The following is a 20,992-nucleotide window of genomic DNA, read 5'->3' as shown; positions in this document are numbered from 1 at the left end:
TTGCACTAAAAATGCGAAAAACAATCAAGATTTCAGGAATTACTTTTCTTACCGCTTTTGTAGCGTTTTTTATTTACTCGCTAGTGCCAAGAGTGAGTTATCGTCCGAGCGAATACGGTACTGACCTTCTCAAATCTCAGCTAATGGATGAAGAAACAAAGGAATCGTTAGCAACTTACATTCGAGATACAGCCAACAATGCTCAAGCCGTTGTCATTATCCATCAAGAAAAAATAGCTCTCGAGGTTGGTGATACCAAGAAACTCATCAACGCTCATTCTGTCAGGAAGAGTATTATGAGCCTCCTTATTGGAATTGCTCTCAATCAGGGATATTTGAAACTCGATGAAACCCTGGAGGAATTAGGCATTGACGAAAGTAAAACCCCACTGACTGCTCAGGAAAAGACAGCAACTATTGGGGATTTACTAATGGCTCGTTCGGGCATATATTTACCGGCCGAAGCGGAAACCGATTATGCTAAGAAAAACAGACCTAGAAGAGAACAGTATAAACCCGGTGAATTCTACTTTTACAATAATTTTGACTTCAATGTTCTTGGGTTTATCCTAGAGAAAAAGACAGGGCAGTCCATTGGTGAATTTATGGAAGCTCACCTTGCCAAGCCACTGGGCTTTCAAGATTTTTCTACCAGCAACATTGTCTATAATAGCCCCTGGCCCGTACCCAATAAAACGCAGTCAGACTACCCCGTTTATTGGATTTTCATCAGCGCCCGAGACCTCGCCAAAATTGGTGCTATGGTTGCCCAACAAGGAAAATGGATAAATCGACAGATAGTAAGCAGGAACTGGATTAGAGACAGCGCTCAGCCCCACTCCAAATTCAGCCGTAGCATAGGCCCTTATGATGCTTACGGCTATTCTTGGTGGGTTGACGAGGACGAACAGACAATCTGGTTCGACGGTTTTGGCGGTCAGTTCTTGTTAATTGATCCTAAACGAAACCTCAGCATTTCGCAGATGAACTTTACGGGTAATTCCCTGCTATCATCAGGGCTATTTTTCATGAAAGAAAACAGAGACGGTTGGCGAACCGATGTTCTACATCTTCACACAGCAGTAAAAGAGAAGTTTGACCAATTAGGTAAGTAGAAAGCATAGTATAGTGGTCAACTAGCTTTACTGACTTATCAGTATAAACGAACATCTGATTTAATGATTAGTGACTCCTAAAATGAGTACCCCACTATTCACTACGCTGCGCCCTCAACCCTATCAATTTCTGCGGGTGCGTAATATCTTGTCTATTGAAAAAATCGGAAATAATTCTTCTGCCCACTACTTAATCCTGCAATCAAACCGAAAAGGTCCGGTAGCAATTAACTTGATTTGACTAAATTCTGGGTGTCCCGGATTTAATAAATAGTTGCACTCGGTAGGGATGATGGCAGAGGGAACCTGTAGGATTGCCGACCGATTTTCTGTTAGCCAAGTGTCACCAATTTCCCGACACTGGGATACTTCTGCGTGCTCATACCAATCATTAGGTAGTACAGACTCATCTATTGATTCGCAATACAGCGCATCAGGTACGTAAATGACCATGACTCGGAACTGGGCATTTAACCCTCGGGCATTGCGGTGGACAACATTTTCTAAGCAGGCTAGCGACCGAGAACCGGCGGTGTAAATAACTTCTTGTCCCTTGGTATTCCAACGAGCCGACCTGCCAGAAGCATAAAGCTGGTCAGCATACTGCGTGTGGGTAATCCGATACGCTTCCACTCTGGTATCAGGCTAAATCACCGAAGGCAATTCGCTCTACTTCATCGGCAACCACATTTACCCCTTCACTAGTATATAGTAGTTCAAAGGGGACCTGACGGTCTAGTCCGTAAGCCGGTTCAAACAGCCAAGCAGTAAAGGCATCCGTAGATCCGAAAATGATTTCTCCCCGCTTCAGTAGTAAAGATAATTTTATCAATAACTCACTTTCTTTAGCATTTAGGTTTCTCGCCTCTCGTTGGTAGCGATGCAGGGTACGAGGGGATATTTCCAATAAAGCAGCTAGTTTTTCTTGAGAAATACCCGTTTGTTTAGCCACAGCAAAAAACTCATCGGCGGGAATACCTTGTTGAGCGGATTGAATCTGGGCTAGTGAAGCATATTCCACTGTAGAACTGACTGAAGTAGCCATATACTAAGTATTAAAGTAAGTAAGCAATCAGTAAAATATACGAACAAATGCCGAAAGAGTTAAGACAAAATACTGATAATACATAATGGTTAATGAGTGATGAATAAAAATCATATCAATTACCAATCATTAGTCATCAGTCATTATCAGCAGCTTCATTAACCACCTGTCGTGAAAGCTCGGCAAAATCCATGTTGGTAGCGGTAAGCATTTTGGAGATCATACTCTGGGGGCTAAAGCTCCAGTACAGTCCGGCCTCCAGGAGGTAGGCTTCTTGAGTATAATCGGATACACGAAAATCAAAGATAGAGAATTGGCGACAGCCCAATACCTGATGGGCTTGGATAGAATAAGAACGTAGTTTTTCGTGCAGCTTTTCATTTAAGTCAGCCGGACAGATAGCCGCTATATTTTTGTAGGAACTCTGAGCCAGCGGCATTCCCTTCGCATCCAAACTAAGCTTATCTGCCTCCGCCCGAATTGGGTGCTGGTCAGATACTTGATACTCAATCATGGCCGGAACGATGAAACCCTTATTAGTTTCAACTACGCAGCTTCTTATCTCCCGACCAGCAATGTATTCTTCTACTAAAACCTTATTAGACTGTTGACTAGCTTTTTCCCACGCTTCGGTAAGTGCTTCGCGATCGGAAGAATCTTGAACCAATGAAAGCCCTACAGAATTATCCGTATCGTCTGGCTTGACGATCACTTGTTTGCCCAGTTGGGGTATTTCTGCCCATGAAGCTTGAAGGCTCTCTTCGCTCTCTAGAACGATACTGTCCGGCACTGGTAAGCCCGCTTCAGCTACCACTTGCTTAGTAGCTAATTTAGATTGAGTTAGTTGGATTACTTGTGCATTGCTGCCAACCAATTGTACGCTGGGCATCTTCTCAAAAACGACTCGATACCCGATCATACCTTTTTGACAAAACACGTGAGAAATCAGTGTGAAGCCTTCCGGAAGTTTACAAAGAGCAGCTTCTTCAGAGTAGTAGTTATACCCTTTCGGTAGCTGACTTTCACTCAGTGCCTTTTTGCTAAAATCTTTTAGGTGAGTTTTATCCAGCAACAACCACTGTTCATCCGGAAAAACCAGCAAACACTGCTCCCGATACGCTGAAAAATCAATCGTTTGGGTAGCATAGATGAGCGACAAACGAAACTCGTACCAGCTACTGGGCGAACCAATAAAGTGAATAAGGTGAGGCTGTTGGTCATTGGTCATTGGTCTACAGAGTTAGAAGGTTGAAGTGTTCAGGTGTTAGCGTAGTTTGATGTACAAGGTTTAGCTTTGCTCATTGTCTACTGCACAGGGTCCCACGCCAATTCATCATTATTCATTAGCTGGTTGGTTCCAGCAACGATCAATTTTAAATTCCGGTCTCCGGTCTCCGGTCTCCGGTCTCCGGTCTCCGGTCTCCGGTCTCCGGTCGCTGTTCCACAGGGGCTGTCCCACAGCGACCGATCTCCGGCCTCCGGCAACATCAATCCCCTCCTACTTCTACTATTTTACCAATATTAAAGTCAATTCGCTTCCACTTGCTGCCCCGCCGGAGTAACCCGAGTAATAAATAAGGAATATGTACGTAGTGCAGCATCAAGAACGGTCGCGGATCGGCGGGATCGTACACAGCTTCTTTTCCTCGCCAGATCCTTTTCACGGCATGAAGCGAGGTTTCGCCCGCTAAGGGCCTGAATATCCGATGTAACTCGTGGGCCAGCCAGTAAGTAGGTTTGGCATTTGGTTCGGGCACTACAGACGTAGATTTATCCAGATTTTGCTCTTCTGACGTGTCTTGCTTAGCCAGATAGCTTTCGGCTAATCGGGTGGTGTTATAAAAAGTGGTGATTGCGGTATGGGTTCGCGGGTTACATTCTATCGGAAATATATTGCCCTGCTGCTCTTCAATAAAATCAAAAGAATACTGACCGGTAAGCCTTTCTTTACCTACATAAGTAGCCACCCACTGCTCAATGGTCGGTTTATGCACATGGGCATAATTAACCTGAAAGGCCGATGATTCGCAGCAGCAAAACAGGGTAAGCTTACCATTCACCGCCGTTCCGTGGGTACAGTATTCTCGTCCTTCAATATACGATTGTAGTACCCAGGGGCTTTTGGCAGAAATGTCTACCGAACGAGCGTAGGCTAACAGTTTTTCTTGGTCGTCCGGGCCAAACACATTCTCGTCCAGCCGAGCGGTAGGATTGTAATTGATGCTTTTGAAGATGAAAGATTGGTCGGAATAATCGGCGAGAGAAAACTGTTCCACTTCGGCGTAGCTGGTCATACGGAACACTTTTGGTGATGAAAGCCCCAGCTTGCTCGCTTTTTCACAAAAAAGAAACTTATCGTCTACCGTACCTATTTGTTCGGGCGTACCGTGAAAAACGACGGTTGCTTTCTCTTTTATACCTTTCTTCACCGCCGCATCAATCACCAACTGTAGTTTGGCATCGGGCAAGCTCGATTTGGGGGATGAAACCGGAATCACCAAATCAATATTTTCCTGAATGATGATTTTACACAAACTATCTAAGTAAGCGGTTTCGCCTACTTTGGCGAGGTCTAGGTGCGTACGAAAAGCACTGACCACCTCAGAATACTTAGGCCCGCAGTAGGCATACTTTTCGCCGTCAGTCAGAACTACCCGCCACCCAATAGCGTGAAAGCTACGCGCCAGATGAAGAGCCTTAGTCATGCGTCCCCCGGTAATGAGTACCGCTGATTGGGAAGAAGAGATCTGTCGAGCAGGTGTGATCTTTTTCCGATAATTCACGAACCGCGCTACTAACAACCCTACTAAAGTAAGCGGCAGGGTAACGTAAATAAGCAGTAGCACTCTAAGCGTTGTAAACCGCATGCGAGATGAAAAAGCTAGCTTCTTTGCTTTCGACTGATGAACATCACTCCGTCGCGAATGGGTAAGAGCACCACTTCTAGCTCCGGATGCGTACGCACGTATTCATTGAAGTGATAAATAGCTTGAGCATTTTCTGACATCTCTTCCAAAGGCTTGGTGTAAATTTCGCCCTGATACAGCGTGTTATCTACCACAATCAATCCCTGATCGGCTAATAAAGAATTAGGCTGACTGATCAACTGATCTAAGTACTTACGATAACCCGGCTTGTCCGCATCGATAAACACCAAGTCAAATGACTGCCCTTCCGAGCGTAGTTGCTCCAACGATTCGTCGGCTTTACCCCGGCGGATGTCAACTTTACGCCCGGCAGCACACTGTTGTAAGTAGCTTTCAGCAAAGTCAGCAATTGTTTCGTCTAATTCGCAGGCTACCAACTTACCGTTTTCAGGTAGCCCCTCCGCCATCGCTAGAGCCGAGTAACCGGTGAACAAGCCAATTTCTAGCAGCGAGGTAGCTTTAGTGAAGCGCACCAATTGTTTGAGAAATTGCCCTTCCAGATGCCCGGAGAGCATCTCCGGCTCTAACGTACGCGCTAAGTCAGAGTCACCCTGCCAAGGAAGAGCCAGAGTTGCCCGCTCCAAATCACGTAAGCATTCGGAAGGTGGTTGAGTGACCGATGAAAGATATGTTTCCATTTGGGCACTAATTCGGGAGGCTTTATTCAGATGAGTTAAAAGCTGCTCCTTTAAATCGGAAGAAAGGTCAATATTGTTAAGTAGATCCAAAGCACGGCTTAGCTCAAAGCTGATATGGGCTTGAGGAGTTACTGGTCTAAGTTGTGTTTGGTCACGTATTATGGTTTCCACGGAGTAAAGAAAATTGATGAATGATAGTAATACTTAGAGAAGCAGGTTTAAGCTAACTTATCTAAACTCGCTTTTTCTGTAAGCCTAACTGTGCAAGGGAGCAAAGGTTTTAATTGATTTACTCACCAAGTCTACTTCGCTACTGGTTTTAGCCCCCTGTTTTTGTAGCATCATAATACAGTAAATGTATCCCTGTTGAACTAGCCTTAGAATGCGAAATCAGGTAGATGGATGCGAGTATTTCCTCTAGTATCAAGTAGTATTGAGAGTTTTTATAAAAAGCAGCTGTGGTAGTAAGTCTATCCCTAAACCAGAATATCTACTTACTTATTTTAATCGTTTTTATCATCTCTAGATTAGTTATTTATGCTTATAAAATAGAGTATATTTTGTATAATATTATTCCCTAATAACTTGAACAAATATTTTTTTAGCCACGTTACTTCCCTGTAATGCATTATTAAATAACAATTCTCTTTTTACCTTATTAAATTTTACTTGATGAGTCAGATTACTGAATCCATCCGGGCATTTCTCCGCGAAATTGATCCTAATCAATTCACTATTTCCAGTACTGAAGTGAAGTTAGAAGAATTATTGCGCGAAGATTTGTTTAAGAATTTGCTTATAGACTTTACTCAAACCTCCGCTTTCTCTAAAGAGTTAGGCGATGAATTTATTGCGGCAGGAGCGATTGAGGGAGTTTCAGCTTGTCGTAAGCTCCGAAGCTCTCTCAATTTAAAGCTCAAAGAGTTTTTTGCTTTACTAGCCGAAGTAGCTTTAGCCTTTGACCAAACTAAAGGCAAAGCGTGGAAAGCGTTTTCGGAAGGAGTATACGCTTCCCGTGAGGCAGACACTAAGCTGCTGGATCGTTTACGTGCCTCGGGCGAATCGGAGTTTTACACCGAACTAGCCGAACGATTAGTTGAGGAGAATCCGCACGCAATTTATCCTACTTCTAACTACCGCGAGAGCAAAGGCTACACCGTGAGCACGGAAGATGACCAAGCCGTAGAGGCGGTGATGAGTTGTTCAACATTTACCTCTATTCGTATTACGGAGAACGCATTAGACCCTAATAATACGTTATTAGTAGACAAATTTCTTCCCAAAGGACGCTGTGTTTGCTTGGTAGACAAAAACGTGGAACACTACTACGGCGAACAGTTAACAAACTATTTCGCACATCACAATATTGAATTTAAGAAATTGGTCTACCGGGCTATGGAAGTTGATAAAGGAATCAATACGGTAGAGCAGATGCTCGGCGACTTTAAACGAGTGGGTGTATCGCGTAATGAACCAGTTCTAATTGTAGGGGGCGGAGTGATTGCCGATACAGGTGGACTAGCCTGCGCGTTGTACCATCGCAACACGCCCTACATTATGTTGTCTACCTCCATTGTTGCGGGTATTGATGCGGGTCCTTCACCCCGTACTTGCTGCGATGGTTTTGGCTACAAAAACTTGTTTGGAGCGTACCACGCCCCGGTACTATCGATCACTGACCGTTCGTTTTTCTCTACGCTCCATAAGGGCTGGCTGCGGCACGGTATTGCTGAAATCATCAAAATGGCAGTAGTCAAAGATGCCAAACTATTTGGCTATTTAGAGCAGGTCAACACTCGCTTGTTGGATACTTCCTTCGGAACTGTAAACTGTGACGAAGACGACGAGATCAACAACTTTTCGCAAAAGATACTGGGAGCTGCCATGCGGAGCTACGTAGAGGCCGAATACGATAACCTGTACGAAACCCACCAGTGCCGCCCTCACGCCTACGGCCATACTTGGTCACCGGGCTTTGAAATTAAAGCGGGCTTGCTACACGGACACGCCGTAGCCATCGGGATGGGCTGGGGAGCTTACCTGAGCTACCGTAACGACTGGATTGATGAAGCTGCACTGCAACGTATTCTTACCCTCATCAGCACCTTTGAGCTAAGTCTATGGCACGATATTTTGCTAGACGAAGAAACCCTGTGGGCTGCTCAGGAGAAGATGATCGAAAAGCGAGGCGGTAATTTAGTAGCACCGCTACCCAAGGGGAACGTGGGTCAGTGTGGCTATTTGAACCAACTAACCCGCGACGAACTACGGCAAGCTATCAGCGAGTACCACAAGGTTTGCCAACGATTCCCCCGCAAAGGTCTCGGGGTAGAGCCTCTGTGCAGCGATGTAGGGTTAGAAGATCCTTCCACAGTTTACTCCGGGCCAGTAATTGACCAGAATACGATAGAAGAAACAATTATATAACTTACCGAGGGTCGTGCACTGCTTTAAATAGCGTTCACGACCCTATTTTTTCAAAATCTATTGTAATTCTATGCCGCCCCCTGTTTACGATTTTGTATTGCCACTCTTCCAAGTACGCTGGAATACCCGGGCAGTACTAGAAGGAATTTTGGTAAAGTACCAGCCTCGTAGTATTCACGTTATTTCCCCTCAAGAACAGGCGCAACATTTAGCCGAACTAGCTACAGACTGGGATGTTCCCCAACTAACTACCTATCCCGAAGAGTCGTTTTTTCAATCCATGGGCTTTAGCAAAGCACAAATTTGTGGGGAATTGCAACTAGAGAAATCACTGTATCAACCCGGATGGTTCTACCAGCAGTTGCTTAAGCTGGGAGCAGTTGAAGGAATACCCAATCTTAGCGAATGGTACTTGGTGTGGGATGCCGACTTATTGCCAGTAGATAGTTGGCCGATCATCCAATCAGAAAATGAAAAAACCAGCTACTGGTTTGCGCTATTGCAGCACAATCAGTACGGGAACGAAATTATTGTGAATAAGTGGAGAGCTTGGATTGAAAAAACACTAAATGTAAAACCGCTCATCGATAAGGAAGGCACTTTCGTTCCCCACCACTTATGGTTTAAGCAAGAACACCTTCGTTCGTTTCAGCGAAGGCTGCAAACTTACTATCAATCTGATGACCATTGGGCAAATTTGATGATGCGCTCGGCAAACGACTTTGGTACCTTTAGCGAGTTCTGGGCATATGCCTCATGGGTAGCCCATCACGCACCACAAGACTTACATTATTATCCCTACAACAAATACGGCCAGACTACTGAGCGATTTTTTGATGATGGCACCGGATTATTTTCCGCTGCTTTTCGTAAGAAGTATGTAATGAACAGTGCTGACTGGGAAGCCTTTTTTCCGTCTTATCAACAGGTAATGGACTTTTTGCAGGAAGCCTACGCTGGTACTATTCTACCTTCTTCACTATCCTTTGAAAGTAGTCCGCGCCACTTACAGAAAGGGCGAGAAAATATGCACATTGAAGAGCTACGTTCTCGCTGGACACCCAGTAAAGTTACTACCGCAAAAGTACTTTAATCAATTCGTAACTTGCTCGTTTTCTTCCTCTAGCTTCAGTAAAAAAGCGTACTCCAGTGCGGTTTCTTTGTAGCGTTGGAAGCGACCGGAAGCCCCACCATGGCCGGCATCCATGTTAGTTTCTAGCAATAGTAAATTATCATCAGTCTTCTTGTCTCGCAGTTTGGCTACCCATTTAGCTGGTTCCCAGTACTGCACCTGCGAGTCAAATAATCCGGTAGTTACTAGCATGTTAGGATATTCTTGTTCAGTTACGTTATCGTAGGGCGAGTAGGAAAGCATATACTGGTACGATTCTAGGTTTTTAGGATTACCCCACTCGTCAAATTCATTGGTGGTCAGGGGGATGGATTCATCCAGCATGGTAGAAACCACATCGACGAACGGCACGGCAGCAATCAGTCCATTAAATCGGTCGGGAGCCATATTAGCAACGGCACCCATTAGCAACCCCCCGGCACTACCACCCATGCCATACAGTTGAGTAGAATCAGTATAGTTTTCTGAAATCAAGTGGTCAGCGCAGTCAATATAGTCGGTGAAGGTATTTTTCTTATTAAACATTTTGCCGTCTTCGTACCACGCCCTTCCCATTTCCTGCCCGCCCCGGATGTGAGCAATCGCATAAATAAATCCTCGATCCAGCAAACTCAATCGGGTACTGCTGAAGTAGGGGTTCATAGAGCTTCCGTATGAGCCATAGGCGTACAGTAGCAAGGGGGTTGACGCGTTTTCCCTCACCCCTTTTTTATAGACTAATGAGACCGGTATTTGCTTACCATCGCGAGCCGGAGCAAATAGTCGCTCAGTTACGTATTCTTCAGGATTATGTCCGCCAATTACCTCCTGTCGTTTTTTTAGCTCCGGTTCGCGCGTACGCATGTTGTAGTCGTAAATTGAGGTAGGAGTGGTTAGAGAAGAATAGCCGTAGCGTAATACTTCAGAATCCAGCTCAGGATTCGTCGCCGATGAAAGCACGTAAGCGGGCTCATCAAACTGAATGTAGTGTTCTTCATTTGCTTGGGTATTCATTACCCGCAGTTTAGGCAGTGCGTTCGCTTTCTCAGTTAGCACCAAGTACCGACTAAAAACATCCATATCCTCCAGAAAAACATCTTCACGGTGCGGAATCACTTCTTTCCACTGCGCTTTGTTAGTACTACCCAGCGGTGCTTCCATAATCCGGTAGTTGGGAGCATCCCAATCGGTACGGACATAGAACTTATCGCCTACGTGCTCAATGCTGTAAAGATGCTCCTCTTCCCGGGGGGTAAACTGCTGAAAATCACCTTCTGGCCGATCGGCGCGAAGTAGATGATAGTCGTTAGCCAACGTGCTCTGATTCCAAATCATGAGGTAATCACCAGACTTAGATTTGGTAACTCCAATATAAAATGAAGGATTTTCCTCCCTGTACTTCAGCTCGTCATTATCTACGGCTTGCCCAAGCTGGTGCCGCCAAATTTTATTAGACAAGAGTGACACCTGATCCTTAGTTGTGTAAAAGTACGACTGATTATCGCTAGCCCAAGCACCGTCACCTTGCGTGTTGGGAAGCTGATCGGGCAACATCTTGCCGGTTTCCAGGTTTTTGAACCGGATGGTATAAATTCGGCGGCTCAGCGTATCTTCGGCAAAGGCCAGCAGTTTATTATCAGGGCTTACCTTTAAACCACGAGCGTTGTAATAGTCGTAGTCTTTAGCCAGTTCGTTTACATTCAGTAAAACTTCTTCCTCAGCTTTTAGTGTTTCTTTTTTTCGAGCGTAGATCGGGTATTCTTGCCCTTCTTCGTAGCGCGTATAGTACCAGTAGCCATTCTTAAAGTAGGGCACCGATGAGTCTTCCTGACTAATTCGCCCAACTATTTCGTCGTAAAGCTGATCCTGTAGCTCCTCAGTATCTTGCATCACCGTTTCGGTATAAGCGTTCTCATCTTCTAAGTACTGAAGCACCTGCTGGGTTTGCTCGTCGGGATTTTCTGCTTGCTTTTGCTCATCAGTAAGGCGCATCCAGAAATAGGGATCAACGCGAGTATCGCCGTGGACAGAAAGTACTGAATCTTGTTGGGGGGCATCGGGAGCTTCAGAAGTTTTATTCGCCATAGTGGAATCAGAGTTAGATTGGCAAGCTACCAAAATCCCCCAAATAATTGATAAGCAGGTAAGTTTAGAGAGAACAACCATTGTAAGTACTTAATAAGTGAATGTTGAGTAAATATACGGTAAGCCTAACAAATAAAAGCGGCTTATTTGGCTTTTCGCGATTCTCACCAAAGCTATTGCCTAAAGTAGAAAAGTAAATACTACCCAGTATTAATGCTCGCTAGCAAAAAAGTACTCAATTAACCAAAATAACCCTAGTGCTCTGTCAAGCCTAAATCTTCGGGTTATCCGATGCGAGTTTTGACCCATCTCTGCGTTGCAAAAAAAATCGCGTAGCTACGGCTATGCTCATTTTTTGCGCCTATATCTGGATCAAAACTCACGGTCGCCTAACCCTCAATTTCAAACTTGACAGAGCACTAGATGGTATTTCAGGGTAAAATAGTTACCGGATCAGTAGTAACCTGGTAAAACTCACCATTCTCCAGACGATAATGCACCGTAAACTGCTGTTCAGTTGCAACCGTCGGGGCAGATGTTAGCTGTAGCGTAATTGGCTGATCCGAAGCGGCTATATCATCCTCTACAAAAAAATCGGGTAAGCTAACGATGCGCCCGCTGTACAGGTCGTAAATTTTAATGATAGAGTTCAGCGTATCTCCAGCTAGAAACACTTTATCACTAGCTGCCTGAGAATAATCGGCGGAACTAAAGACCACGATTTCGGCTATTTCTTCGCTCGGTTGAGGGAGAACCGGATCACAAGCAAAAGCCTGAAAGCCACCTTCTGATACAGCAATTTCGTCGGTAAACGTTACCTCGGGCGTAACCCGAATACCAAAATCAGCATAGCTTACAGTAGCCCCTTCCGCCAACGTATCGAAATTAGCAAAAAGGCTATCAATTACTATGTTCTGACCTGTTAGTCCTTCAACATCTAAATAGCGAGGTACAGCAGAACCGCAATCGATACCATCGTCAAAGCACCCGAAGTTTAAGAGCAATAGTAAAGTTAAAGCAGGGTAAATAGTGCGTTTCATGTGAATAGCTTCCACATAAATCGTACCTAACACTCGTGTCAGTTTACCATTTATATCTTAAAACCCACTCTCGTAATAGTATGGTTATCAGACACTTTTATTTCTTTTACCAGCCAAATGAGTCATTAAAAGAGAATAGATATCAGTCGCTGGCAGTCGATCATCCGCTAATAAATCAGACGATTGAGTAATAAAAACCGGCCAATCTTCTTCCGAAGCAGGAATAGCCCCGTGCGAGCCTTTTACCAGTGAAGCATCCAACGGAATTACGTCCATCAGGTAGCGAAAGCCCAGTTTCTTTTTTAAGAGCTTCATACCCACCTTCGCCATCGGCAGCTTAATTTCTGGATCAAGAAACATTTCTACCGGATCGTAGCCCGGCTTGCGGTGGATATCGACGGTACGGGCAAAATCGGGGGCTTTAGTATCATCCAGCCAATAATAATAGGTAAACCAAGCATCTTCTTCGGCTACCGCGATCAGGTCACCCGCCCGATTGTGGTTTAAATTACTTTCCTGTTTGCTGGTTTCGTCCAGCACCTGAGCGATACCAGAAGTTGCTTCTAGCAAAGCCCGAACTTTGAGTAAATCTTCGGGATGTTGAACGTAGACGTGAGCTAATTGATGGTCGGCTACGGCAAAAGCGCGGCTCACTCCGGCATCCAACATTTCTAATCCTAACTCATTTTTCACAGTGATGTAACCTTGTTCCCGCAATATTCGGTTAATATGCACCGGACGGCTCACCGAAGTAATTCCGTACCCGGACAGTACTACTACCTGGGCACCCTGCGCTTCGTAATAAATGATTAAGTCTTCGCAAACGGCATCCACTTCCCGTAAGTCCGAACTAATTTTAGAAAAATCAATACCACAGCGTTGCAGATTATAGTCCAGGTGGGGTAAGTAAACCAGTGTGAGCGTAGGATTATGCCATTCGTCAACTTTCTTCGCTGCTTCGGCAATCCACTTGGTAGAGTTGATATTGGCATTTGGGCCCCAAAACTCAAAGAGCGGGAATTGCCCCAGTTCCTGCTGCAACCGATCGCGTAAATCCATCGGGTGGGTGTAAATATCGGGCAGTTTTCGGCCGTCAGCCGGGTAGAGTGGACGGGGGGTGACTGCGTAATCTACCGACGAATACATGTTGTACCACCAGAACAGGTTAGCACAGGTAAAATTAGGATCAGTCTCCCGAGCAGCATCCCAGATTTTAGGGGCTTGCACCAGTTTGTTCGACTGTCGCCAAAATTTGATCTCGCACTCATCGCGAAAGTACCAACCGTTACCGACCACACCGTGCTCAGTCGGCCACTTCCCAGTAAGATAGGTAGACTGAGCCGAACAGGTTACTGCCGGAAGCACGGGTTTTACTGCAACCTGCTTCCCTTGCTGACTCCAGCGTTTCAGAAAAGGAGTGTGCTCGCCCAGCACCCGACCCGAGAGGGCTACTACGTTTATTACGACAGTTTTTTGCTTATTGATTCTTCGTCCTTCGTCACTGGTCATCAGTCATTAATCATTAGTCATTAATCATTAGTCATTGCTACTTGCTCACTGTACATTGTTAATTGATAAGGTTACGTACCCACTCTAATTCCCGAATAATGGATTGATCCAGCCCTAGCTGAATTTCCTTCGGTAGCACTTCCCAAGTGTAGGTTTCCACTTCCAGATGCTGGGTTACGGGTATTTCGTTTAGAATACTAAGCACCTCGCGGATAGCATCCTGGGTAGAATTTAACACTCCGTAGCTGGGTACAAATAGGGGGACATGAAAGTGTGTTCGCCACTCCGTTACTTCAGGCTTACTAATATGTTTTAGTGCATCGGGTAAATCAGGATAGTGTAATAATTGACCGTTGGTTTGCCGGGCTACCACCTGATGTAAGTAGGTAGATTCGACTAGTGATTCAAACGCTTGGATTACCGGTTGGCGGTCAGTTTTATCAGATGGTAAATCGGCTTTGAGGGCAGCACTGATCTGAATTTTTCCAATGCGGATACCTTCTTCTTGCCAGCGTTGGAAAGTTTCCTTTGGCTTTTCGTACACTACAGCAAAGTGGCACACATCGTAGCAAAGCTGAATATGCGTTTTAATGCACGCTTCGGCTGCATTCGGGCTCAGACCTAGCTGCTGTTGCAAGATTGGTATACCTTGGGGCAGTAGCCAATCGTTAAAATAATCAATCACTTCCTGCGTGTCTTCCAGCGTTCCGTCCGGCTCTGGTTCAATATCCAGGTGCAGTAGTTTACCCGTTTCCTGTCGAAGCTGGTACAACCCAGCGACTATTTGCACCAAATGGTCGGTAGACTTTTCAAAGACTTGCTCACGGGCTTGTTCGTCAGCGTGCCAGTACTTGTACGAAAGTGGGGAAGTAGAAATTCCTCCGTCCATATCCGAAGGAAGTAACTTCGCCAGAATTGCGAACATTTGCTGCGTATACACCGAGCGTTCGGGTGTCGTCCAGTCGGGCTGGTGTACCTGATCTTTCACTACCTGCCGATGGAATCCGCCGTAGGGAAAGCCGTTCATCGTAAATACATAGCAGTTATTCTCCGCCAGCCATTCCTGAAAGGCCGCCAAATCCGCCGGACGGGCCAGTTCTTCTCCTGCTTGCTGCGATAGCCGTAAGCCTATTCCAAAGGGTTGATCAGGAGCTACGGCTGTTTTAATCGTCGGCACGTAGGTTTTCAAACTCTGATCTACTTCTTCCCAGCTTTCGCCCGGATGAATATTGGTACAGTAGGTAAGGTGGTGTTGATCGGATAGTTTCATAGAGTATAATGAAAAAGCACGAATGGAAGTAAAAGTATTTGCTATCTAGGTAACTAAAAAATCAACTCACAACTTTCGCTGCTTGCAGTTCCGCTAGCTGACCGATTGCCTGTTGGATTAAGCTTTTACCCATTTCGTGTACTTCCACTCCCTTACCGATTTTTTCCAGCAGCATAATCGTCAACTGGCCACCTAAATGCTCTTGAAACTCATCCAGTCCGCGTAGCAAATCTGGTTCGGCTAACTCAGGAGTGTAAATATCAAAACCTAATTGCAAAAGCAACTTGATGATGCGATGAAAGTCGGCTTCGGGAAGCATTCCTTTGAGGTAGGAGTAGGTGACATCCAAGGCAATACCAATAGCGACGGCTTCTCCGTGGCGCAGTTGATAATCAGTAAGTTGCTCTAGCTTATGCGCGGCCCAATGGCCAAAATCCAGCGGGCGCGATGATCCCATCTCAAACGGGTCACCTCCAGCAATATGCTGTAAATGCATCTCAGCACAACGATAAATAAGATAATCCATCGCCGGCTGATCTCGATTAGCTAGTGCAGTAACGTCCTGCTCCAGTCGTTCCCAGAAAGCTGCATCTTTGATCAAGGCTACCTTGATAGCCTCAGCAATACCAGCTCGCCAATCCCGGTCATCCAGTGTGGATAAGAAAGTTGCATCGTTGATGACGGCGTAGGGTGGGGCAAAAGTGCCTAGAAAGTTTTTCTTGCCGAAGTAGTTAATTCCGTTTTTCACTCCTACGCCTGAATCGTTCTGTGACAAAACGGTAGTAGGGATACGAATGTGGCGCACGCCCCGATGACTCACCGCCGCGGCCAAGCCTACCATATCCAGCACTGCTCCGCCACCAATACCTACGATGTACGAATGCCGGTCGATCCGATGACGGTCTACCGCCTCAACAATTTGCTGCAAATACTGAGTGTTATTCTTTGCTTCTTCTCCGCCCGGAACTACCAGTGGGTCAGCAAATAGGGAAAGTAAACCGGAGTGGGCGTTGACGTAATTTTTTATGTCGGTTAACAATTGTGGATGCGCTTCAGCAACTCCTTGGTCAACTACTACGAATAGTTTAGCTAAACCGTCTTTCGGAAAGACTTCGTTTAGCAACGGGTTTTCGGTCTGAAATAGTTGATCGGTAAAGTGTACCTGATATTGAAAAGCAACGGCGAATGATTGGGACAGCGACTTCATTTAACTAATGATTGATGAGTAATGATGAATGAGTGATAGGGCGATAAAATGACAGTTAAAGGTTATAATCTTTGTGTAGCACAAATGGATAACAATATACAACCCATCAATCATTACTCACTATTCATTCATCATTAAATTAGAAATGGTTTCACCGTCAGGTTACGGCAAAAAAACGGGCTAGTCCAATGGATAGCGGCAATAGCAAGAGAACCAGCAATCCGAATATACCTGAGGCGAAGACACTAGCAAAAACGGCATTGAGAACAATCAACGAGATTACCCCAGCTTTCACTGCTTTGCCAATAAGCTGCGGTTGAGCGTGCCGGATGGCTTTAAACAGAGGAGGATAGATTTGGGAGGCGAATAACGCTAGAAATACAAACACTACCCAGCTGCTCTGCTCCCGAATAGCGAGCGTAGCCAACGCTAAAATAACGATAGTGTACAATCCGGCCCCGCCCCACAATGCGGAACGGTTACCCCCGTGTACCTCACCGCGGCTCACCATCGTAATAGCGGCAATGTAAACGATAGGGATAAGACTCAGATACCAATAATCCGCGATCGCTGCCGGAACGAGACTGATGCCTAATAACAAGTTTCCGCCCCGGCACAATCCCATATTGACTGGTCCAAGAATAAGTTGATGCTTACCCCAGGCATCGTACAGCAGCGCACAAAACGCTACTGCCGTTGCAATGACGAAGCTTGCTACCGACACCTGAGCTGCACAAAGAATACCACCAACCAGCAACACTCCTCCTAATATGGCTCCTTCCGTTACCGATACGTCCCCCCGAGGAATAGGCCGCTCTGGTCGTTCTTTCTGATCTAGCTTAGCATCAAACACATCGTTAAACACCACTCCCCCACCGTACAGTCCAATCGTAGCCAATACCAACCAAAGCAAATTGGTTGAATGATCAACGTTTTCATCGAGACTATTTACTATAGTCAACATAGCTCCTGAGGCGGCTGCTCCCGCCAGAATATCCGCAATGGCCGTCACAATATTGGCTGGACGCATTAGTTGTAGGTAGGCTCTGAGCTTTCGGGGAAGGGGCATCTTCTTTGGCTATTGATTAAGTGCCGATATTACGGTCTGGGGTTTGATTAAAGCGTTCGTACACGTCAAAATCAAACAAGCTGGCGTGTGTGATTTCATCTACCGATAACACCAGTAGAAATCCGGCGTAAATATCATCTTCACCTCCCAGTTGCCGCTCTTGATACAAATCCCAGTATTCAGTCGTAAACACAATATCTTGGGTTTCATCGCGATACCCACTAATTAAAGGCAATACCGACAAATAAGAGCCGCGCGAAGGACGAGGTAGTGACAGCGGCCAGCCTACGTACACTTTTCCGCTCTTCATAGTGAAAGAAATAAGGGCTGTGTTAAAAAAAGCACTTCGCACTAATTGTTCCAATTCATTCCCGATGAACCGAATAGAGCGACTTAGTGCTTTAGTATCGTCAATAAAAAGGTTAGAAATGTGAGCAATTATAATACCCAACAAAAACGAGAGAATGGCCGTACCGGTATACGGTAATTGCAATGGAAAACTATCTCTAATACTCTGTGCCCATTCGGGAAAGCTGATTTTTAGAACTCTAACTCCTACTGTAGCCAAAACAAGCAGAAAAATTCCTGCTAGTATCGCGTTAAAAATTAGCCGCTGACGATCTATTCGCTGATGAATGTACTTGGTAAAGCGAGAAGTAATGAGGAGATAGTAGCCGCCTACTAGCGGAAATAGGAGTAGATTAAAGGGCATAGCTATTTATGCCGCACTAGAGGGTTTGCGGCCATCGTGGATACGACTACGCTGCTTAATAGCTTTATAAATAGATGACTGCTTGAATTGCGCTAACGTTTCTTTGGCTTGTTGAGTAGCCAGAATATCGGCTGGCTTTACGTACAGCCGTCCGCCTTTGCTATGAAGTGTGATATTTTCAGTATTCTTACTCATATATGCAATAATACGAAATTTACGCTGATAATGTTAAACCAGCTTGCTCATCTGTCTAGGTTGAGTCCGCTATCGAATCCTGTATCTACTACATTTTTAGATTTACAAGCCTATTTTTGTATTTGGCAAGTGCATACGATACAGTTACCTTATTCCCCAAAATATTTACTAAGCGTATCCTGCAGTTGGTCGTAATGACCGTATCCCTCACAAGCCGAGTTAGCGATCTCTTGTAGTCTTATCTGATATTCACTCTCGATGTTTTCCTTCAAAATAACTTTTACAACATCGTCGAATAGTTCCTCAAAGTATATGTAAAAGTCTTCGCCAAAATCCCCACCAAATTCATTGGCAATATTGGTACATTCTTCTACTGCATGCAAGCTGGCCTCAATGTAGTACCGGATGATAGCGTGGCTATTTAGCTGCTGGATGACATTATCCACTTTTTCCGTATCCAACCCACCCTGCATATACTTGTTGGGGTAAATGGCTTGAGTAATTTGATCTTTGTAGGTGGCAAGAAGTTTTTCGTCTATCTCAGTGTCACTAAACTTGATCAGGTAGTAATTTCGTACTACTTCAAAGCTGGAATAAAGTTCTCGCAATTCTGATTTCAATTGCTCAATTCCCTGCGAGTTGATATGGTCTAAAAACGCTTTCATAGGTTACCATGCGTTTCGGCTTTGCCAAACCTGAAGGGCTTGCGTTGTTTCTTCATCGGCCACTATATTTCTCAGTTCGTCAATTCTAACTGGGATTACTATTTCCTCGTATTCAATTTCCACGTAGTAATCACCACCATCAAAACTAGATTCATCCGTTTCGTTATTGACCACTTGTACCTTCTTCCACTGCCGCTCGCCCGGTCTTTTCTTCACTTCATATTCTGCTTCAAACGGATAGCTGATGTTCTCTTCCATATAGATAGCCCATCCCATATTGGCTTCCTCCTCAGTGTAGCAATCTACTACTATTTCGTAGTCAATAATCTCTTGAACTTCTTCTTTAGTCAACTTCATCTTGTTGCTTAGTAACGTCTAAGAATTTCTACTCTTCTTCAACATTTTCAAATTTATGAAGCGATTTTTTACACTCTTCATAGATCAATTTACCTCCAATATTTTTTAATGAAGACTGGCGTTGTACGGACACATATTGAATTCATAACTATCTTTTGATTTTATCAAGATTTGGCATTAGCGCGAAGAACTCATTACATCTAATTTTGATTTTTTCTATGTTATCAGTTCTAAATACCTCCGTATACAATTTCTCACAACCCCTAGTTACACTATCAATCGCCGTTCTTTCCCATAAAGTATGAGCTGGCCAAGTTTCTATAATTTTAGCAAATGGAGCAGAACATTTATGAGACCTTAGTCTTTCTGCAATATTCGTAGCAAAGCCTAACTTAAATCGACCAGGATCAAATTCAGGTTCAAGCTGAACTAAATAGAAGACTCCGTGATCAATTTTGCTTGAATTCTGAGTTTGCGTGTAATTTTGCTCATTCTGCTGCTTGTATTCAAACAGTTTTTCAAAATCACCTATTTCTACATAAGAGATAGCTTGTCCTTTATAAGAAGAGTTTTTTGACTTAGTAGTTTCAAGCCCTAGCTTTTTTATCCACTTGAATAGTGTCTGCTTGTTTACTCCTATCCTTTCAGAAGCATCTATTACTGATATGTGATTTTCATCAACCAATGGAATGTATTATTCAGTCGGTTAAGAACCACTCTTATCCACCCTCGGGGTTTGTCCACCGCGAAGAATTGAGTTGCCGGAGAATTTTTTGCGCTGGTCAACCAGTTCGGGGGTTAGTAAGTCGGCTTCGTTCATTTGTCCGCTTTGGCCGTAGGCATCCAGGGCATTTTGGTAGCAAGTGAGGCGGATATGTTCTTCGGGCACCCCCTTTTCTTTCATTAGGTTAGCAGTTTTAGGTACGGAAAGCACGTCACTAATCCCCCAGTCGGCAGCACTATTCACGATGATGCGTTCGGGGCCGTACTGCTGCACAATAGCCGTCATGCGCTCGGGACTCATTTTAGTGTGAGGATAGATAGAGAACGCGGCCCAGAAGCCCCGGTCTAGTACCTCCTTAACGGTTTCTTCGTTGTTATGGTCTATTACAACCTCAGAGGGAGCTAAGCCGTGTTCTTGGCAAACGTCCATGCTGCGGGAGGTTCCGGCTTTCTTATCGCGATGGGGAGTATGAACCATCACCGGCATATCCATTTCCCGAGCTAGCTCCAGTTGCGCTCGAAAGTATTTATCTTCCAGCGGGGTTTGGTCGTCGTAGCCGATTTCGCCTACCGCTACTACGCCTTCTTTGCTCAGGAATAGTGGTAGCAGCTCCATCACCTCTTCGGCCAAGGCCTCGTTGTTCGCCTCACGAGAATTCAGGCCAATGGTGCAATAGTGCTTAATGCCGAACTGGCTGGCCCGGAAGCGTTCCCAGCCCACTAAGCTACTAAAATAATCCTGGAAGCTGCCCACCTGAGTACGGGGCTGTCCCATCCAAAAAGCTGGCTCGATTACAGCGACAACTCCTGCTTGCTGCATCGCTTCGTAATCGTCAGTCGTACGGGAAGAAGTGTGAATGTGGGGGTCTATAAACATCATGGTTCAATTATTCTATG

Annotated in this window: 21 protein-coding genes; 3 read left to right on the top strand and 18 right to left on the bottom strand. The window is 45.0% G+C overall.

The genetic code is table 11. The annotated features are described in order from the left end of the window. Positions 1-11: 11 nt before the first annotated feature. Entirely contained in the window at positions 12-1,115 is a 1,104-nt protein-coding gene (locus tag P0M28_RS22760; protein WP_302205386.1) for a serine hydrolase domain-containing protein, read from the top strand. 186 nt (positions 1,116-1,301) lie between these two features. On the opposite strand, the gene P0M28_RS22755 is transcribed toward P0M28_RS22760, so the two are convergent. The 6 genes from P0M28_RS22755 to P0M28_RS22730 form a co-directional block, all read right to left on the bottom strand. After that, positions 1,302-1,748: an RES family NAD+ phosphorylase gene (locus tag P0M28_RS22755; RefSeq protein WP_302205385.1), complete on the bottom strand. Its 447-nt coding sequence runs from the start codon at positions 1,746-1,748 to the stop codon at positions 1,302-1,304. Between the two features lie 7 nt (positions 1,749-1,755). Then, the gene (locus P0M28_RS22750; protein WP_302205383.1) at positions 1,756-2,160 is read right to left on the bottom strand and encodes an Xre family toxin-antitoxin system antitoxin; all 405 of its coding nucleotides are present in this window, start codon (positions 2,158-2,160) and stop codon (positions 1,756-1,758) included. Between the two features lie 136 nt (positions 2,161-2,296). Beyond that, positions 2,297-3,388 carry a D-alanine--D-alanine ligase family protein gene (locus P0M28_RS22745; RefSeq protein WP_302205381.1) on the bottom strand — a complete coding sequence of 364 codons (1,092 nt, stop codon included), beginning with the start codon at positions 3,386-3,388 and terminating at the stop codon, positions 2,297-2,299. A gap of 77 nt (positions 3,389-3,465) precedes the next feature. Further along, a complete protein-coding gene (locus P0M28_RS22740; RefSeq protein WP_302205380.1) occupies positions 3,466-3,651 on the bottom strand; it encodes a hypothetical protein in 186 nt (61 codons plus the stop codon). After that, on the bottom strand, positions 3,648-5,027 hold the full coding sequence (locus P0M28_RS22735; RefSeq protein ID WP_302205378.1) for an ATP-grasp domain-containing protein: 1,380 nt from the start codon (positions 5,025-5,027) through the stop codon (positions 3,648-3,650). Before P0M28_RS22735 ends, P0M28_RS22740 begins: the two co-directional genes overlap by 4 nt. A 14-nt stretch (positions 5,028-5,041) precedes the next feature. After that, on the bottom strand, positions 5,042-5,896 hold the full coding sequence (locus tag P0M28_RS22730) for an O-methyltransferase (protein ID WP_302205377.1): 855 nt from the start codon (positions 5,894-5,896) through the stop codon (positions 5,042-5,044). 501 nt (positions 5,897-6,397) lie between these two features. On the opposite strand from P0M28_RS22730, the gene P0M28_RS22725 reads away from it, so the two are divergent. Together P0M28_RS22725 and P0M28_RS22720 are read left to right on the top strand one after the other, a co-directional pair. After that, on the top strand, positions 6,398-8,152 hold the full coding sequence (locus P0M28_RS22725; RefSeq protein WP_302205375.1) for a sedoheptulose 7-phosphate cyclase: 1,755 nt from the start codon (positions 6,398-6,400) through the stop codon (positions 8,150-8,152). A 70-nt stretch (positions 8,153-8,222) separates the two neighbouring features. After that, positions 8,223-9,245: a DUF6492 family protein gene (locus P0M28_RS22720; RefSeq protein ID WP_302205374.1), complete on the top strand. Its 1,023-nt coding sequence runs from the start codon at positions 8,223-8,225 to the stop codon at positions 9,243-9,245. Here P0M28_RS22720 and P0M28_RS22715 read toward each other — a convergent pair whose 3' ends face one another. The 12 genes from P0M28_RS22715 to P0M28_RS22660 form a co-directional block, all read right to left on the bottom strand. Beyond that, a complete protein-coding gene (locus P0M28_RS22715; protein ID WP_302205372.1) occupies positions 9,246-11,348 on the bottom strand; it encodes a S9 family peptidase in 2,103 nt (700 codons plus the stop codon). A 431-nt stretch (positions 11,349-11,779) separates the two neighbouring features. Next, positions 11,780-12,388: a hypothetical protein gene (locus P0M28_RS22710; RefSeq protein ID WP_302205370.1), complete on the bottom strand. Its 609-nt coding sequence runs from the start codon at positions 12,386-12,388 to the stop codon at positions 11,780-11,782. Between the two features lie 87 nt (positions 12,389-12,475). Continuing rightward, positions 12,476-13,897 (bottom strand): alkaline phosphatase family protein, encoded by a 1,422-nt coding sequence (locus tag P0M28_RS22705; RefSeq protein ID WP_302205369.1) that lies wholly within the window; start codon positions 13,895-13,897, stop codon positions 12,476-12,478. A gap of 58 nt (positions 13,898-13,955) precedes the next feature. Further along, a complete protein-coding gene (eboE, locus tag P0M28_RS22700; RefSeq protein ID WP_302205367.1) occupies positions 13,956-15,167 on the bottom strand; it encodes a metabolite traffic protein EboE in 1,212 nt (403 codons plus the stop codon). Positions 15,168-15,228: 61 nt separating this feature from the next. Continuing rightward, the gene (locus P0M28_RS22695) at positions 15,229-16,374 is read right to left on the bottom strand and encodes a 3-dehydroquinate synthase (protein WP_302205365.1); all 1,146 of its coding nucleotides are present in this window, start codon (positions 16,372-16,374) and stop codon (positions 15,229-15,231) included. A gap of 157 nt (positions 16,375-16,531) precedes the next feature. Further along, a complete protein-coding gene (gene eboC, locus P0M28_RS22690) occupies positions 16,532-17,443 on the bottom strand; it encodes a UbiA-like protein EboC (protein ID WP_302205363.1) in 912 nt (303 codons plus the stop codon). A gap of 16 nt (positions 17,444-17,459) precedes the next feature. Then, a complete protein-coding gene (locus tag P0M28_RS22685; RefSeq protein WP_302205362.1) occupies positions 17,460-18,155 on the bottom strand; it encodes a hypothetical protein in 696 nt (231 codons plus the stop codon). Between the two features lie 6 nt (positions 18,156-18,161). After that, positions 18,162-18,350 carry a hypothetical protein gene (locus P0M28_RS22680; RefSeq protein WP_302205360.1) on the bottom strand — a complete coding sequence of 63 codons (189 nt, stop codon included), beginning with the start codon at positions 18,348-18,350 and terminating at the stop codon, positions 18,162-18,164. 149 nt (positions 18,351-18,499) lie between these two features. After that, entirely contained in the window at positions 18,500-19,015 is a 516-nt protein-coding gene (locus tag P0M28_RS22675; protein WP_302205358.1) for a DUF6155 family protein, read from the bottom strand. A 3-nt stretch (positions 19,016-19,018) separates the two neighbouring features. Continuing rightward, positions 19,019-19,372 carry a calcium-binding protein gene (locus tag P0M28_RS22670; protein WP_302205356.1) on the bottom strand — a complete coding sequence of 118 codons (354 nt, stop codon included), beginning with the start codon at positions 19,370-19,372 and terminating at the stop codon, positions 19,019-19,021. A gap of 148 nt (positions 19,373-19,520) precedes the next feature. Then, a complete protein-coding gene (locus P0M28_RS22665) occupies positions 19,521-20,057 on the bottom strand; it encodes a hypothetical protein (RefSeq protein WP_302205355.1) in 537 nt (178 codons plus the stop codon). Between the two features lie 21 nt (positions 20,058-20,078). Continuing rightward, the gene (locus P0M28_RS22660; protein ID WP_302205353.1) at positions 20,079-20,975 is read right to left on the bottom strand and encodes a TatD family hydrolase; all 897 of its coding nucleotides are present in this window, start codon (positions 20,973-20,975) and stop codon (positions 20,079-20,081) included. Positions 20,976-20,992: the final 17 nt, after the last annotated feature.

The sequence above is a fragment of the Tunicatimonas pelagia genome, assembly GCF_030506325.1.
In the GTDB taxonomy this organism is placed as follows: domain Bacteria; phylum Bacteroidota; class Bacteroidia; order Cytophagales; family Cyclobacteriaceae; genus Tunicatimonas; species Tunicatimonas pelagia.
Note: the sequence above shows the minus strand (reverse complement) of the source record. Positions and strands in the feature narration are given on the sequence as shown.

Excerpts from the sequence above, each read along its gene's own strand:
- P0M28_RS22760 (WP_302205386.1), top strand. The coding sequence starts at position 12 with ATGCGAAAAACAATCAAGATTTCAGGAATTACTTTTCTTACCGCTTTT.
- P0M28_RS22715 (WP_302205372.1), bottom strand. The coding sequence starts at position 11,348 with ATGGCGAATAAAACTTCTGAAGCTCCCGATGCCCCCCAACAAGATTCA.
- P0M28_RS22705 (WP_302205369.1), bottom strand. The coding sequence starts at position 13,897 with ATGACCAGTGACGAAGGACGAAGAATCAATAAGCAAAAAACTGTCGTA.
- P0M28_RS22680 (WP_302205360.1), bottom strand. The coding sequence starts at position 18,350 with ATGAGTAAGAATACTGAAAATATCACACTTCATAGCAAAGGCGGACGG.
- P0M28_RS22660 (WP_302205353.1), bottom strand. The coding sequence starts at position 20,975 with ATGATGTTTATAGACCCCCACATTCACACTTCTTCCCGTACGACTGAC.
- P0M28_RS22710 (WP_302205370.1), bottom strand. The coding sequence starts at position 12,388 with ATGAAACGCACTATTTACCCTGCTTTAACTTTACTATTGCTCTTAAAC.
- P0M28_RS22720 (WP_302205374.1), top strand. The coding sequence starts at position 8,223 with ATGCCGCCCCCTGTTTACGATTTTGTATTGCCACTCTTCCAAGTACGC.
- eboC (WP_302205363.1), bottom strand. The coding sequence starts at position 17,443 with ATGCCCCTTCCCCGAAAGCTCAGAGCCTACCTACAACTAATGCGTCCA.
- eboE (WP_302205367.1), bottom strand. The coding sequence starts at position 15,167 with ATGAAACTATCCGATCAACACCACCTTACCTACTGTACCAATATTCAT.
- P0M28_RS22685 (WP_302205362.1), bottom strand. The coding sequence starts at position 18,155 with ATGCCCTTTAATCTACTCCTATTTCCGCTAGTAGGCGGCTACTATCTC.
- P0M28_RS22695 (WP_302205365.1), bottom strand. The coding sequence starts at position 16,374 with ATGAAGTCGCTGTCCCAATCATTCGCCGTTGCTTTTCAATATCAGGTA.
- P0M28_RS22725 (WP_302205375.1), top strand. The coding sequence starts at position 6,398 with ATGAGTCAGATTACTGAATCCATCCGGGCATTTCTCCGCGAAATTGAT.
- P0M28_RS22735 (WP_302205378.1), bottom strand. The coding sequence starts at position 5,027 with ATGCGGTTTACAACGCTTAGAGTGCTACTGCTTATTTACGTTACCCTG.
- P0M28_RS22670 (WP_302205356.1), bottom strand. The coding sequence starts at position 19,372 with ATGAAGTTGACTAAAGAAGAAGTTCAAGAGATTATTGACTACGAAATA.
- P0M28_RS22750 (WP_302205383.1), bottom strand. The coding sequence starts at position 2,160 with ATGGCTACTTCAGTCAGTTCTACAGTGGAATATGCTTCACTAGCCCAG.
- P0M28_RS22675 (WP_302205358.1), bottom strand. The coding sequence starts at position 19,015 with ATGAAAGCGTTTTTAGACCATATCAACTCGCAGGGAATTGAGCAATTG.
- P0M28_RS22745 (WP_302205381.1), bottom strand. The coding sequence starts at position 3,388 with ATGACCAATGACCAACAGCCTCACCTTATTCACTTTATTGGTTCGCCC.